This window comes from Nostoc sp. FACHB-280 (assembly GCF_014697615.1).
Classification (GTDB): domain Bacteria; phylum Cyanobacteriota; class Cyanobacteriia; order Cyanobacteriales; family Nostocaceae; genus Nostoc_B.
The window spans coordinates 20,123-34,426 of sequence record NZ_JACJSD010000063.1 but is presented as its reverse complement, the minus strand read 5'-3'; the positions used below and the strand labels follow the sequence as shown (position 1 = coordinate 34,426).

13 protein-coding genes and 1 tRNA gene are annotated in these 14,304 nt (G+C 39.3%); 7 read left to right on the top strand and 7 right to left on the bottom strand.

Features of this window, described 5'->3' with window-relative positions:
• Positions 1 to 424 precede the first annotated feature (424 nt).
• On the bottom strand, positions 425 to 1,504 hold the full coding sequence (fba, locus tag H6G75_RS29455; RefSeq protein WP_190983450.1) for a class II fructose-bisphosphate aldolase: 1,080 nt from the start codon (positions 1,502 to 1,504) through the stop codon (positions 425 to 427).
• Between the two features lie 455 nt (positions 1,505 to 1,959).
• Positions 1,960 to 2,631: a hypothetical protein gene (locus H6G75_RS29450; RefSeq protein WP_190983449.1), complete on the bottom strand. Its 672-nt coding sequence runs from the start codon at positions 2,629 to 2,631 to the stop codon at positions 1,960 to 1,962.
• A gap of 309 nt (positions 2,632 to 2,940) precedes the next feature.
• Here H6G75_RS29450 and H6G75_RS29445 point away from each other — a divergent pair, with 309 nt between their 5' ends.
• The 7 genes from H6G75_RS29445 (at position 2,941) to H6G75_RS29415 (ending at position 9,766) form a co-directional block, all read left to right on the top strand.
• Positions 2,941 to 4,026, top strand: coding sequence for a tocopherol cyclase family protein (locus tag H6G75_RS29445; RefSeq protein ID WP_190983448.1), 1,086 nt, complete (start codon positions 2,941 to 2,943; stop codon positions 4,024 to 4,026).
• 32 nt (positions 4,027 to 4,058) lie between these two features.
• Positions 4,059 to 4,132 (top strand) — tRNA-Arg (locus H6G75_RS29440).
• A 587-nt stretch (positions 4,133 to 4,719) separates the two neighbouring features.
• Positions 4,720 to 5,199, top strand: coding sequence for a hypothetical protein (locus H6G75_RS29435; protein ID WP_190983447.1), 480 nt, complete (start codon positions 4,720 to 4,722; stop codon positions 5,197 to 5,199).
• A gap of 3 nt (positions 5,200 to 5,202) precedes the next feature.
• Positions 5,203 to 7,062 carry a hypothetical protein gene (locus H6G75_RS29430; protein WP_190983446.1) on the top strand — a complete coding sequence of 620 codons (1,860 nt, stop codon included), beginning with the start codon at positions 5,203 to 5,205 and terminating at the stop codon, positions 7,060 to 7,062.
• Between the two features lie 193 nt (positions 7,063 to 7,255).
• A complete protein-coding gene (locus tag H6G75_RS29425; RefSeq protein WP_190983445.1) occupies positions 7,256 to 8,284 on the top strand; it encodes a hypothetical protein in 1,029 nt (342 codons plus the stop codon).
• A gap of 6 nt (positions 8,285 to 8,290) precedes the next feature.
• Positions 8,291 to 8,719, top strand: coding sequence for a hypothetical protein (locus H6G75_RS29420; RefSeq protein WP_190983444.1), 429 nt, complete (start codon positions 8,291 to 8,293; stop codon positions 8,717 to 8,719).
• 492 nt (positions 8,720 to 9,211) lie between these two features.
• Positions 9,212 to 9,766, top strand: a complete 555-nt coding sequence (locus H6G75_RS29415; protein ID WP_190983452.1) for a YdcF family protein — start codon at positions 9,212 to 9,214, stop codon at positions 9,764 to 9,766.
• Positions 9,767 to 9,822: 56 nt separating this feature from the next.
• On the opposite strand, the gene H6G75_RS29410 is transcribed toward H6G75_RS29415, so the two are convergent.
• From H6G75_RS29410 to H6G75_RS29390, 5 genes are all read right to left on the bottom strand, one after another.
• The gene (locus H6G75_RS29410; protein WP_190983443.1) at positions 9,823 to 10,116 is read right to left on the bottom strand and encodes a DUF2288 domain-containing protein; all 294 of its coding nucleotides are present in this window, start codon (positions 10,114 to 10,116) and stop codon (positions 9,823 to 9,825) included.
• A 93-nt stretch (positions 10,117 to 10,209) separates the two neighbouring features.
• Positions 10,210 to 11,247, bottom strand: coding sequence for an AI-2E family transporter (locus H6G75_RS29405; RefSeq protein ID WP_190983442.1), 1,038 nt, complete (start codon positions 11,245 to 11,247; stop codon positions 10,210 to 10,212).
• Positions 11,248 to 11,347: 100 nt separating this feature from the next.
• The gene (locus H6G75_RS29400) at positions 11,348 to 11,986 is read right to left on the bottom strand and encodes a 1-acyl-sn-glycerol-3-phosphate acyltransferase (protein ID WP_190983441.1); all 639 of its coding nucleotides are present in this window, start codon (positions 11,984 to 11,986) and stop codon (positions 11,348 to 11,350) included.
• Between the two features lie 306 nt (positions 11,987 to 12,292).
• Positions 12,293 to 13,168 carry an ACP S-malonyltransferase gene (fabD, locus tag H6G75_RS29395; RefSeq protein WP_190983440.1) on the bottom strand — a complete coding sequence of 292 codons (876 nt, stop codon included), beginning with the start codon at positions 13,166 to 13,168 and terminating at the stop codon, positions 12,293 to 12,295.
• An 88-nt stretch (positions 13,169 to 13,256) separates the two neighbouring features.
• On the bottom strand, positions 13,257 to 14,249 hold the full coding sequence (locus H6G75_RS29390) for a beta-ketoacyl-ACP synthase 3 (RefSeq protein WP_190983439.1): 993 nt from the start codon (positions 14,247 to 14,249) through the stop codon (positions 13,257 to 13,259).
• Positions 14,250 to 14,304: the final 55 nt, after the last annotated feature.

Sequence of the window (14,304 nt, the reverse complement as noted above, 5' to 3'; positions counted from 1 at the left end):
TATTGTTCTCAAATGAATCGAATTGAGGAGGAATGGCATCAATTGAAGACTCATGAAATTGCTGGACAGATGTTTGATAATAATTATGATTTAGCGATGGCAATTATTGATGGCATTGAAGCCAGAAGCCTTAAGGATGGATATGCTCTTGAGCGTTTTATATTTAATTGCGCCTAGCTACTTAATAGTTTTTATATAAGAATTCACAATTCACAATTCAGGAGTTGAAAGAGTGACAAAGCAGCTGAAGCTAAGAAAACTTATTCCGTCTCTTTTTTAGCTTCTGTGTCATATCATGTCCCTCTTATATAAATTGATGTCAACAAAAAAACCGAGAAACATAACAGTTTCTCGGTTTATTTTTAATATTAAAACCCTCAGTTAAAGGAAACACAAAAGTGTTCCCTATAAATCTTTAGCTAAATTAAACTTTAGCAGCAGCCTTGGTGACAGCGTTTAATTCACCTTTAGCATACTTAGCAGCAAACTCTTCCAGAGAAACTTGTTTAATCTTGCTTGCGTTACCAGCAGTACCGAACTGTACATAGCGTTCAGCACAAACCTTCTGCATATATGTAATAGAAGGCTTGAGGAAGTGACGGGGGTCAAATTCCTTGGGATTTTTGGTCAAAGCTTCGCGCACAGCTGCGGTGATAGCCAAACGGTTGTCGGTGTCGATGTTCACCTTGCGAACACCGCTCTTGATACCTTTTTGAATTTCTTCTACAGGTACACCGTAGGTTTCAGGAATAGCACCGCCGTACTCGTTAATCAAAGCAATTAAATCTTCAGGTACAGAAGAAGAACCGTGCATTACCAAGTGGGTGTTAGGTAGACGACGGTGAATTTCTTCAATGCGGCTAATTGCCAAAATTTCGCCAGTTGGTTTGCGGGTAAACTTGTAAGCACCGTGGCTAGTACCGATAGCTACAGCCAAAGCATCTACTTGGGTTGCTTCTACAAAGCTAACAGCTTCATCAGGGTCAGTTAGCAATTGAGAGTGGTCGAGAGTACCTTCAAAACCGTGACCATCTTCAGCTTCACCCGCGCCAGTTTCCAGAGAACCCAAGCAACCGAGTTCACCTTCTACACTTACGCCCAAAGCATGAGCTACATTCACAACTTCGCGGGTAACATTAACGTTGTACTCGAAGCTGGCAGGGGTTTTAGCATCAGCTTCCAAGGAACCATCCATCATCACGCTAGTGAAGTTGTTCTTGATAGCTGAGTAGCAGGTAGAAGGAGCATTACCATGATCTTGGTGCATCACAATGGGAATGTGAGGATAGGTCTCTACAGCAGCCAAAATCAGGTGGCGCAGGAAGTTTTCACCTGCATAGTTACGAGCGCCACGGGAAGCTTGCAAAATTACGGGGCTATCTGTCTCGGCAGCAGCCTTCAGGATTGCCTGAATCTGCTCCAAATTGTTAACGTTGAAAGCTGGGATGCCGTAACCGTTCTCAGCTGCGTGATCCAAGAGCAGCCGCAATGGTACAAGCGCCATAGATAGTCCTCCTAATGTGGTTGTCAGCTAGTCGGTTTGAGAGCAGCGTATTAGTTACGCTAATTCTTAAGAGTTTTTTCAACTTATAGGAAATTATAACTAGAGTCGGGTGTTTATGTTGAAAAAGTTTACGTCATCTCTCATCAAGATGCCTCATACTTGACTTAGACGACTGTCAAGTGTGCTACGTTACATTTAAGAGATTTAGTAGTTGGCGATTCCAAAAGGCGCATCAGTCCTAATAGCAAATAGCCCTCAGACTAAAGTCTGGGGCTATACAAACTAAACCCGCCTGCGCGGGTTTTAAGATAGTCTGCGGAGATGGTAACTCTCGCCTGTCGAAGTGTGTTTGTGTGCAAGATGAACTATATTTAGCCTGCGTGGTGCGCTAAGTGCAGCACCAGCGCAATAGGCAGGCTTTGGTGATGTAGCCCCAGACTGGAAATCTGAGGGGATTATCTAGACTGATTCTTGTCGCTACCAATATTATCAGTAGTAGAAGAATTGGTATTTGATGTGCTGTTGGGTTGATCTGAGGTTTGAGGTACGACAGTTTTAGATGTATTGGTTTGACCCCCATCGACAGATTTGTTAGTACTATCTTGGCGAGGAGTGGTTTGTGTTTCTGAATTGGACGGTTGTTGAGATGGAACGGTGATATTAATGTCTGGTTGAGCAGGTATATTTACTTGTGGTACTTGCTGTTGAGGAACTACAACAGGTACTTCTCTGGTTCTTTCAATAATTGTGGTTTGTTGTGGTTGGGGGGATGCAAGCCCACTGTTAGGTGAAGGAGTTACGACTGGTTGAGTTTCGTTAACTACTGTTTCTCTGGGTTGATTAAAGTACCAAAATGCACCAACAATTAAGCCAGCTAAAGATGTGAGCAAAATGCCTAATAATAAGCCACGAGAGGCATTGTCATTGTCACGGGCAGCTAAATTAGCTTGTTGGTAATTCCGCTCAATTTCTCGACCGTTGGCGTAACCATTTCTATAAGAACTCGCATTGTTGTTAACACTTTCACTGGTGCGGGTCACATTGGTGTGAGTGTTACCATAATTATCGGTATAGGATTGTTGTTTAGTTTCGCTGTTATAAGTTTCGCGATCGCCTGAATTTGTCATAATATTAATTACACTCCTAAAATATTGGTTGACAAAGCTAAACCCTTACTCAACAAGAGATTGCAATACTAATCTCCTAAGAACTCAAGAAATTTCAGTTCTTTTTTTTACTTGGCTTTTAATGATATTCAGCATACCTTCTGTAATTACATAGACGGTTCTATCTAGAGTCGGGAGTTAATCATCTGCCAAAAGAATGAGTATGGAGTAGAGATATGCGGTTATTAGCTGTTACCTCAAAAGAGTCAAGCTTGCTAACAGGCGATCGCGCATACTAAAAAATAGTCAATTAGCACACACATTAAATAGATGTTTTCTGGGCTTGTAAAATATCAGACACCCCATAGTGGCTATCATTGGGATGGTAGCGATCGCCGTTTTTTTGAAGGCTGGTATTATCGTGTAACCTTGCCAGACTGCGGACAAACCTTTGCCTTCATGTACTCTATTGAAGATCCCATTGGTGGTAAACCTTACAGTGGTGGTGCAGCCCAAATCCTCGGCCCCAATGATGAGTATTTATGCCGGACTTTTCCCGATGTAGAAAAATTTTGGGCTAGTCGAGATGTCTTAGCTTTAGGACATTGGGGAAAAACCAACCTCAACACTCAACCTATATACCTTTTACCCAAAGAATTTGAACAACATATTCAAGAAGGTTATCAAGCCACAGGTAAGATCAATCAGGGAATCATCCGCGATCCTGCCACTGGTTTTTATTGCCGTTGGTTGTATGAAATTCAGCCGATATATGGCTGGGGAAACCAAAATAGCTTTCAGCAATCAACAGCTGGCTGGTTGTCATTTTTACAGATTTTTGAACCTGGCTGGCAAATTTTAATGGCACATGGTTTGGCCAGTGGTTGGATAGACTGGAACGGCAAAATTTATGAATTTACCGACGCGCCAGCCTACGGCGAGAAAAACTGGGGCGGGGCGTTTCCCCAAAAATGGTTTTGGCTCAACTGTAATTGCTTTGATGGCGAACCTAACTTAGCATTAACCGCAGGTGGTGGTAGACGCGGTGTGTTGTGGTGGATGGAATCTGTCGCCATGATTGGAGTGCATTATCAAGGCAAATTTTATGAATTTGTACCGTGGAATTCCCAAGTACAATGGCAAATTCAACCTTGGGGTAGATGGCAAATGCAAGCTAGAAATTTAAACTACGAGGTTGAGTTAGCAGGAACTACGCATCTACCAGGTACACCCCTGCGTGCGCCGACAACAAATGGTTTAATGTACTGTTGTCGAGATACCATGCAAGGAAATCTGAATTTGGAGTTGCGAAAAATTAGTGACAAACAATCTCAAATTATCCTAAAATCACAGAGTTCTCTGTGTGGTTTAGAAATAGGTGGCGGTTCTTGGGACAGTTCGTGGCACTCTAGCTGAAACTACTGCTATTATATTTATGCTTCGTAGTTGGGGCTGTAGCTCAGTTGGATAGAGCGAGCGCCTCCTAAGCGCTAGGTCGTGCGTTCGAGACGCACCAGTCCCGTTTACTAAATAATCCCTTCAATCTTCAAAAAACAAGGGAAAGCTCACAAAGTTGTGAAACAAGTGACTTTAGGGGGAAACACTGAGATCCCCATAAATTGAGGTGGGTTGTAAAGATATGTAATACATATATTTTAAGCCCTGGATTTTACGTCATTTCAAGAGTCAAACATTCCAACAAACAGGCATATCGACTAAAAACCATTTATTGCAGAGTTTTGCAAGACAGAAAAACCTTATGCTATTCTAATCAGAAGAAATGCTGAAATACTCCTATTTAGATTAGAATAATTTTGATTCAATATTGCTAAATATACTGAAAAACTAAACTTGCATATATTATGTCAAGCTTTTATCCAGTCTATTTTGTCAAAAATCAAATCTGGAACAGTATACCCTTATTGATGTGGTTTTTGGAAAAATTAACAAATCTCTGGCATTTCATCAAACTAAAAATTAAGGCTTCACTCTGGCGTAAAAAAAGAAAGATATTACTTTAGTTAAAGTATAAAAATTAACTCAAATGATTTGATTTCATAATTCAGAATTTTCTAAAACTGTATTATTTTAACAAAAATAAATTAAATTATGGGCGATTACGATAGACTGAACGACTTAAAAGATATTTTAAATATACTCTACGAACAACTAGGGGAATTTGAAAAAGAGTTAATCATGAATCCTCATATAACTGTGAGGGTTGAGATGAAGCAACGCATTAGGCGAGATATTCTTCCGGCTATTCGTAAATACGAAACAGAATACTGGGGACTTTACCCACAAGAAGCAATTATTATCTCTGATGAGGAAGCAGAAACCCAACTGGTTAAAGTAGAACAAGCAGTTGTATCTATAGAACAGATATCTTCTACTACTCATCCTTCAGAATTAATTTTTCTGCTGCACGAAATTCGAGACAAGTTAGAGGAGCAAGATAAAGCAGCTTCAGCCAAGTTGAAGGTAGTGTTGCCTTTAATTCCTGCGATCGCATCTTACGAACTGGAGATGGAAACCGAGGGCTTGATGTACAAAGCATGGCAGAAAATTAAGAGAATAGTTCGGAGATAGAGAATGTCAGCAGATAATCGGGAATATGGGATTTTAAAGGATCTAGAAGAGGCGAAGACTTGGTGGCAAGAACAACTTGCTTATCTAGAGAAAGAACTTGTTATTAGTAGTGTAGAACAAAGATTTAGATTACGAAAAAAAATTGAAGAATGTGAGAAAGAAATAGTAAGGGTAGCTAAGAACATAGAATCTCTAAAAAAAGAGCGCCAACAAAAAAGTTTAGATATATTAGATTCTTTGTTTCAAAAGGTGCATAACATACCGATTGTAGACAGACCAATTGAAATTTTGGGTACAAATCAAAAAACTGAGCCAGTTGTTGCTACTCACTGGCGGGAGTTTATGCGTCTTGCGATATCTAAAATAGGTCAAAAAAACAATCAGTCAGAGTATTTAGGTCTTGTCACTGCTGATGATGTAATTTTAAGGCTGTTATCTGATGAAAGATCATCGAAAGAAGCTCGTGCTTTGTCTAATTTTGCTATGCAATGCCTAGCAACAGAGCTTGATTTGAAGGACGAGACAGTTTATTTAGTAATAGATAAAGCTATAAATAATCTCAGCGACCTTGATGGCTTAAGCAAATCATATACTTTAATGGATGAAGCCTTTGCTTCAGTTATGCAGTCTTGTTTTGGACAAATCTTGTATGAAAGATTATTACAAAGTTATATACAAAATCGTGATGATCGTCGAAACAAAATTGGTAGTATTTTTCTCAATATAGCAATCACAAATATTGAAATTCTCAATGTCGGAAATGCAACTCAAATATTAACACCCTTGTTGGAAAAACTAAATATCTTATACTCGGTTGAAGAACGAATTAACGCAGCATTCAACTTAATTGAAACATTTTATCGTCCACAAGTTCAGAAGAATAGTACAAGAATAGATTTCTTACCAGATTTACTCTTGCGTAAAGTAGTAAAAGTATTGCTTACTGCTGTTCAACAAGATACAGAGAGTAATTATGCAGTGTCAACTACAGCAATATGGGCGCTTTCATGGCTAACAAGCGCAAGAGATAGTTTTTCTTATAAAAACTATACTTTTGCTAATGAAGAACTAGACATTTTGCGGCAAGTTGTTATGAATAACAAACATGATGCTTTTGCGCGGAGTTATTCTGCTCTGATTTTGAGTGTATGTACTCCTAAAAAAACTGTATTTGCTCAAGCAGACTGGATTTACGAATGGGTGGTTGTGGCAGATGGAGGTAAGCCTCTAAAGAATGTACCAAAAATATCACATCTCCATCACCCAAAAGATATTGAAGCGATAAAAAGTTTAATCTTTTCACATTTACCGAGCATAGCTAAAAGACGTGTAGCCATTGCGTTAGGAAGGCTAGGGTGCTTTATAACGGAAATGATAGACCCGCTTCTGCAAGTTTTTCGGGATAATATGTACTCTTATAATGACCGTGACGAAGCATTAGTTTATTTAGTGTTTATAGGTAATTTTCAAGTTGTCTCTGCACTCAAGTATGGATTAAATTCCTCAAAGGATGATCAAGATAAATACAACTTACCTGAACGTTGTTTTTTAGGACTTATTGGTATGGGTAATGTAGATGCACTAAAGCAAAAAAACAATAATCACAAGCATGAAAATAAGTTTTTTGCAGAACGAGGTCATCTTATTCATAAACTCAAGGCTAAAGATAGTAGCGGTCGATGGGCATATTATTTTATTTATGTAAGTCCACATTTAGAACAAGAGTTTATAGAAGCACTCAAATTAAATACAAGTATTCTTGATTTAGAGAATTATGGAAAGGTTATTGGTTCTTGTTATGGAGAAGAACCTAATAATGAACTGAAAATTTTATTAAGAGAAAAATATGGATTTGAAGTTTAGAATTCGATTTTGAAATAAAATCATATTCAACGTGAATATATTATGCGTAACTTTTTAACTACAGTTATCAGTAATAAAAAAAATTACTTGTAAAATGAAATTTGATTAAACAGAATTTCTGAAATTGGTTGAAATTCCTAAAACGTCTCCTAAAAAACTGGATTGTAAAATTTTGAGTTTTTAAAGGGTTATAATGATGGGCTGCTTAAAATTATTCGGCTTTTTTATACTTGGAATTATTTATCTATTATGTTTGGCAGCAACACCTCTAGTGGCACTGATTTTAGGTGCGATTACTTTTATAGGATATGTTATTTGGTCAAAAGAACAAAAAATAAGAGTAGCAAAAGAACAAAAAATAAGAGCAGCAAAAGAAACTGAGGAAGAGCGCAAAAGAGCAATTGCTTTAGCAAGACAAAAACATAACTTATATGAATATGACCCTTCTATCCAACCTTCGCATAAGCGGTCAACAAGTAACATCTTTGAGAACCCCAAAGGCTGGGCAGACTCAATAAAAAGTCGCTATGAAATGGCTCAAAATCAAGTACTAGATGCTGAATTAGTACTTAATGATGATATTTACCAATTAATACAATACAGGAATCAGCTACAGTCCGACTTAATACCAAAATATGAAGCTGCAATCAGACCATTTTTTCATGAACTATGTCTCCGAGATGAAAATATTCCAACGCCAAGAGAATTAAAGGTTGCTCTTGATTTTGTCTATCCTAATGATTTACAACCTGACGCGATTCATAGAGAATTAACAAACGTATTTCAAGGTTTTTCGCAAAATGTAGTAAGTGTTTTGCAGGGGAAAAATCTCACACAGTTACAAAAGGGTGATATTGCCTCTATTGCTATTGCCACAGCTATTAGTGGAATTTCTTATCTCTATACTACATCTCAGCAGCGTACAAAACTTGAGAAATTACAAGCAGATGTTGATCTAATGTGTGAGGAAATTAGCGGAGCTATAAGAACCTATGGAAAGATTTCAGAAGGAATTAAGCAGGAAAGGTGGGTTCATGAAGTTGCTGTAAATTGTATAATGCGGCATCTTGATACTGTGATTCAATTATCTTCTCAAGGTAAAAAATTATCTGAGTTACCAGAAACAGAGCAAAAAGCTGTTGAAGATTGTTACAAAGGAGGACAGTCATTAAAGACCATCATGCAAAAAGAAATAGTTAAGCCTATTAATCGAAGGAACTAGGAAGTTATGGATGAGAAAATTATGTCAAATAAACACTATGCAGAAATTGTTGCAGTCCCACAAGTTTCGGAATATGTTGAACTGGCTTTTCAGATGGTTCCACTAGTCGGTAAAGCATTGGATCTAGCGAAACAAATCAACGAAGAAAATACTGATCGATTAAAATTCCAAAAAAATGCCGAGCTTCAACGTATAACAATCGAGCGTCGAATGGCACAGTTAGATGCTGAATTAGAGGCAGATATTGAAAATAACAAAAACGTCATTGCTGTCAGTATGAGAGTTTTTGAAAAAATGATTGAAGATGGTCATATTGAACAAGCCATGATTTTGCATGAGCGAATTATTAGCAGACTTTCAGGTAGCGCGAGTATTGCTGCTGATAAATTCAATCAGAACAATCCTGATGGAAAAGTTAGGTTTTACACAACTTAGATGTTAATTTTTTTAGAGGTTGGCACTAGAAGCACTCATGAAAACGGAGTGCTTCTAGTGTCGTAAGTGGTTCAGTATGGAGTGATAGCCCGACAAGTTAGCTCAGTCATACAAATTTTTGGCCATAATGCTACCCATCTCTGAAGGTTAAGTGTACAATTCATCCGGTAGCTAACGAAAGAGGATGATTAAAGGTATAAACCGATGATTGTAAGTTACAAGAGTATGGAAGCAAGATGATTAGTCAGCAGTTTTTACGGAATATTCCGAATTTGTGTGAATTTAACTCTTAAATGCCTGCTAATGGGTTTTATGTTCAATTTATTAGTAGGTAGAAACAGCAAATTCCTTGGAAAAAACAGGGCAGATTTGCTAAAAATCTGCTACTCTAACTTATATTTTTAGCTTATTCAGAGAATATACGTCTTAGCTACACGAAATCATAGAGCCTTGAAGAACAATTTTTTGTTTACAGGTAAATCTTTTCGGTTTATGCTTCTTGCCTTACCGATATTAATTTGGTTCGGTTACAAAGAAGTTCAAAAACAATCCCAGCCACCTCAAGCAGTCTTAGTATTGGGTGGTTCAACCAGAAAATTAGAAAGAGAGAAATTTACTGCGGAGTTTGTACGTAAGCATCCAAAGTTACCCATTTGGATTACGGGTGGGAGTCCACCTAGAACAACTCGCAGTGTGTTTGTCAAGGCTGGTGTTGATCCCAAGCGGTTACACTTGGATTATGAAGCGGTAGATACAGTTACTAATTTTACCAGTTTAGTAGATGATTTGAAAGCTAAGGGAATAAAAAGAGTTTATTTGATTACATCCGATTTCCACATGCGTCGTGCTTCGGTCATCGGTGAGATAGTTTTAGGTAGCAGAGGAATTGACTTTCAGCCGATATCTGTTCCTTCAAAATCACCACCAGAACCAATAGAAAAATCTATCCGTGATGGAGCTAGAGCGTTAATGTGGGTAGCAACTGGTTATACTGGTGCAAATGACCCTAGCAAGGGTGGGAAACCCAGAATTGAGAGCAGAAGATAAAAAGTAAAAGAGCAAAAATCAATTTTTTACTTTTTACTTTTTACTGTGTTACTTGCCTACGCAGCCATTTCTTGTACTAGCACAAAGGGCTGTACAATCAAAGTGTTAAAGCGTTTTTGACGATCGCCATTCCATATTCCCACTTGGTCTACGGAAGGTTTGGTGATTAATTGCTCGTCAATCCACTGCTGTACAAATTGCGTGTTATCATTAGCGATCGCTTCTGCCACATCTAACAAGTTTAGCCCTGGTGCGACCAAAATCACTGCATCGCGCTGCACATGAGGAATCAACCATTCCCATTCCGCTTCATCTAAACCTTCTGTTAACTCTGCCCTTAAATCTGACATGATTGCACGTTTTTCTTTGTATATATTCGATTTTACATGAGAGCTTAGAGGCTAGGGACAAAAGAGAAATGACCAATGACTAATGACTCTTTTTTAAACCTCAGCTTTCATCTCATCAATTTCAAATAAAGATACAATTACTCCCGTAATGGGAATAGAAATAAAAACTCCTAATAATCCAGCAACTCTAGCACCTACTAATAATGCAAAAAACACCACAACCGGATTTAGATTTAGCGCACCTTGCATAATCCGAGGTGCAATGAGATTATCTTGAATTTGCTGGAGGATAATACAAGCAATCAATACTTTCAATGCCAGCCAAACATTTTGAGATAATACAATTAAAGTAATTGTGCTAACACCTAAAGTTGCTCCGATACCTGGAATAATATCTAAAAAGCCTACAATTACAGATAATAATAAAGCAAAAGGAACTTGCAAGATTACAAAGACTATAAAAGTAGTTGTAGTTAAAAACAAACTCAATAATAACTGACCGCGAAAAAATCCTAAAAAGCTGCGTCTGATGATATTGGTAAATCTTGTACGACGTTGTTTAGGGACTATTTTTAAAATAAAATTCCATAGCTTGTCGCCATCTAGCAGCATGAAGAATGCTACCACAGCAATTAAAATAAAGGTGACAAAATTAGTTAATAACTGTTGTAAAAAAGTTAAACTAGTAACTAAACCTGATATGGCTTGATCTCGCAATTGTTCTTCAATTACACTCAAATCTATTTGCAGATTTCGGTTACGGAGAAATTCTTCTACTCTTTCTAAAAAAGGCGCAAGAGAACCTAAAAATCCCGAAATACTATCGATTAATTGCTGTCCTTGGGATAAAACTGCTATCCCAACTGTGATTAATAATCCGCCTAAAATCACAATGCTGAGTAAGAAGACAACAATTACAGCTACCCCATGAGGTAAAAACCGCCGCAACCAATGTACGGGATAGCTGAGTAAGAAAGCTAAAATAGCAGCAAATGTAAAAATTACAATTACGGCTTCAAAGTATGCCAAAAGTTGTACGAACGCCCAGCCAGCGGCCACTAACAACAAAAAGCGGACTAACGCCGAATTATTTAAGCGATTCCAAAAGTTCTTGGCATCAAAGCCTGTCATATAATATTTTAAAAATGAGTTAGTTTAGCGATCGCTAGTCGATATTAGCAACATATAAAAATACAGTGGCGATCGCTACTACCTAAAAGCATATTTTTCATTAACGTCCTAAATCGTGCATTTCGTTGATTACCTGCGTACACTTTTGGGTTATACGCTCTAATTCGTCTTTGTTAGTAGAACTTGGCGGTGCAATTACCTCACCAATTCTAATCGTCAGGGGAACAGCGCGGGGTATGGATGAGCCTTTTTCTAAAATTCCTTCGCTTCCCCACAAACTTACAGGTAAAATTGGTGCTTGCGCCTTTGCTGCTAGGAGTGCTGCGCCTTTTTTCGGGTCAGTAATTCTGCCATCAGGCGTGCGAGTCCCTTGTAAAAACACTCCCACAGCCCAACCATTTTCTAAACATTCTAAAGCAGCCCGAATGGCATTGCGATCGGCACTACCGCGACTCACAGGGTAAGCACCATACAACTTCATAGCTTGTGCCAAAACCGGAATTTCAAACAACTCTTGTTTAGCCATATAAGCTACCGGACGGCGCACACAATTAGAAACTATCGGCGGGTCAAAATAACTAGCATGATTACTCACAACTACCAAAGGATCTGATTGCGGCACATTTTCAACCCCATAAATCTTCCCGCGAAAGTAAGCATGAAGCATGGGGCTGACAATCGACCATTTGAAAGCGTGGTAAAGCGCCAGACTGATTAACGGTTCACGACTGCGAGACATAGGACATTAGGGAGTGGGGAGTAGTGAGTTGGGACTTAGGACAAGGGGGACAAGGGGGACAAGGAAGACAAGGGGGATAAAGGCATTACACAAATGGGATAATTTCTTTTTTGGAATACCCTTTGCAAACTCAAAATTAAAAGTGAGTCTATTTTTTACTTTTGCCTTTTAATTTTTGATTTCTTCGTCCCTACTCCCTATTCTGGTATAGCAGTCGAAGTATAGGTGAGGACATTTAAAAAGCACGAATACTAGGCATAGTAAAACTTTACCTCCTGCCTCCTGCCTCCTGCCTTCTGCCTCCTGCTATAATTCAGCAGCATTACGGACGTTCTTTAAGATTAAATCAGTAACGGTGCGTTTAATTAACCCAGTTAAAACATTACCAGGGCCAATTTCTATAACTTGTTCAATGTTGTTAGCTGGTAATTGCAGCGAAATTTCTCGCCAACGGACTGAACCTGTCATTTGCTGCGTGAGACGCTGTTTTAAAATTTGTGCGTCAGTGGCTGGTGTCGGTTCAACATTCGACATTACAGGTACAATTGCAGACTGAAATTCTACTGTCTCCAGAATTTCTTGGAACTCATTAGCAGCCGCCGACATTAAATGTGAGTGAAACGCCCCAGAAACTTTTAATGGTGTTGCACGTTTGGCTTTAACTTGCGACATTACCGCTTGCACAGCGTCAGGAGTTCCAGAGATGACTACTTGTCCTGGACTGTTATCATTAGCCAAAACTACATCTGGCGTTTCGGCTATAACTGCATCCAATTGTTCGCGGTCAAAGTTCATCAAAGCAGCCATCATTCCACCAGCCGCACTATCCATCAGTTCAGCACGGCGTTTAACTAAACGCAAACCTGCTGACCACTCAAAAACCCCTGCAACGTAAAGGGCAATATATTCACCTAAACTATGGCCAGCAACCAAATCAGGCTGATGTCCCCGTTCGCGCATCAAATCAGCGAGAATACTTTCCACTACGTAAAGGCAAGGCTGAGTATAAAGAGTCTGTCCTAGCTTTTCTTCTTGGTTTTGGCAGATATCGCTAACAGACCAGCCTAAAATTTCTTCAGCTTGAGTAAATTTTGCTTTAGCACCTGGTATATCTAATAAGTCTGTTCCCATTCCCAGTGCTTGGGAACCTTGTCCGGGAAACACCCATACAGTTTTAGTCATTGGTCAATAGTCAGTTAAGAAGTCAAAAGGAAAAAAGCAAAAGTAAAAATTTTTACGTTTTTACTTTTAACTTTTTACTTATTAATACTTATCTTCCCCATTGGAAGATAGCTGCACCCCAGGTTAAACCTGCGCCAAAGCCGGATGCAGCAATGATGTTATTGGGTTTAATTTTGCCTTGTTGCACTGCTTCATCTAAGGCGAGGGGGATAGAAGCGGCGGAGGTATTGCCGTAATTGGCAAGGTTACTAATAACTTTTTGTTCGGGAATTTCTAGGCGTTGGGCAACGGCATCTAGAATGCGTTGATTAGCTTGATGCAAGACTAACCAATCTATTTGATCAACGGTCAAGTTGGCTTCAAATAAAGCTTTATCAATAATTTCCGGCACTTTTTGGACAGCAAAGCGGTATACTTCTTTGCCATTCATACTGATGGGTTGGTAAGTGCCTTGAGAAACGTTGATGCCTGGGAGTAGTTCTTGGGGAGTTGCTGCATAGCCAAGGTTAAGTTGATGATTGAGGGTGCCGTCGCTTTTGAGGGCAAATCCTAACAAGCGATCGCTTTCGGCTGCTTGTAATACTACCGCACCCGCACCATCACCAAATAACACACAAGTTTTACGGTCTTGCCAATCTACCCAACGGGAGAGGATGTCTGCCCCAATCAACAGTACATTCTGATATACCCCTGTACGGATGTATTGAGCAGCCGTTACCAGCCCAAATACAAAGCCAGAACAAGCGGCGGTTAAATCAAAGGCGACTGCTGTGGTTGCGCCTAACTGGGCTTGGACTCTACAAGCCGTGCCGAACAAATCATCTGGGGTAGATGTTGCCAGCAAAATCAAATCTAAGTCCGTAGCTTGAATGCCGGCGGCGGCGATCGCTCTTTCCCCTGCTGCCGCCGCCAATTCAGTCAAGGAACCTGACGAAAGTGATACTCGCCGTTGACGAATACCCGTTCTTGTGGTAATCCATTCATCTGATGTTTCAACCAGTGCTGTTAGTGCCTGGTTGTCGAGGGAAGTTTCGGGAACTGCCGAGCCACTTCCTGTAAATGCTATGCCTAACTTTTGCACTCCTGCTCTCCCAAGCTCTCAGCGTTTTCATCATTCATCCTTTTCAGGACAAATC

Bases quoted from the DNA above. Each gene is read 5' to 3' on its own strand.
- H6G75_RS29435 (WP_190983447.1), top strand. From the start codon at position 4,720: ATGGGCGATTACGATAGACTGAACGACTTAAAAGATATTTTAAATATA.
- H6G75_RS29420 (WP_190983444.1), top strand. From the start codon at position 8,291: ATGGATGAGAAAATTATGTCAAATAAACACTATGCAGAAATTGTTGCA.
- H6G75_RS29430 (WP_190983446.1), top strand. From the start codon at position 5,203: ATGTCAGCAGATAATCGGGAATATGGGATTTTAAAGGATCTAGAAGAG.
- H6G75_RS29450 (WP_190983449.1), bottom strand. From the start codon at position 2,631: ATGACAAATTCAGGCGATCGCGAAACTTATAACAGCGAAACTAAACAA.
- H6G75_RS29410 (WP_190983443.1), bottom strand. From the start codon at position 10,116: ATGTCAGATTTAAGGGCAGAGTTAACAGAAGGTTTAGATGAAGCGGAA.
- fba (WP_190983450.1), bottom strand. From the start codon at position 1,504: ATGGCGCTTGTACCATTGCGGCTGCTCTTGGATCACGCAGCTGAGAAC.
- H6G75_RS29400 (WP_190983441.1), bottom strand. From the start codon at position 11,986: ATGTCTCGCAGTCGTGAACCGTTAATCAGTCTGGCGCTTTACCACGCT.
- H6G75_RS29405 (WP_190983442.1), bottom strand. From the start codon at position 11,247: ATGACAGGCTTTGATGCCAAGAACTTTTGGAATCGCTTAAATAATTCG.
- H6G75_RS29415 (WP_190983452.1), top strand. From the start codon at position 9,212: ATGCTTCTTGCCTTACCGATATTAATTTGGTTCGGTTACAAAGAAGTT.
- fabD (WP_190983440.1), bottom strand. From the start codon at position 13,168: ATGACTAAAACTGTATGGGTGTTTCCCGGACAAGGTTCCCAAGCACTG.
- H6G75_RS29445 (WP_190983448.1), top strand. From the start codon at position 2,941: ATGTTTTCTGGGCTTGTAAAATATCAGACACCCCATAGTGGCTATCAT.
- H6G75_RS29425 (WP_190983445.1), top strand. From the start codon at position 7,256: ATGATGGGCTGCTTAAAATTATTCGGCTTTTTTATACTTGGAATTATT.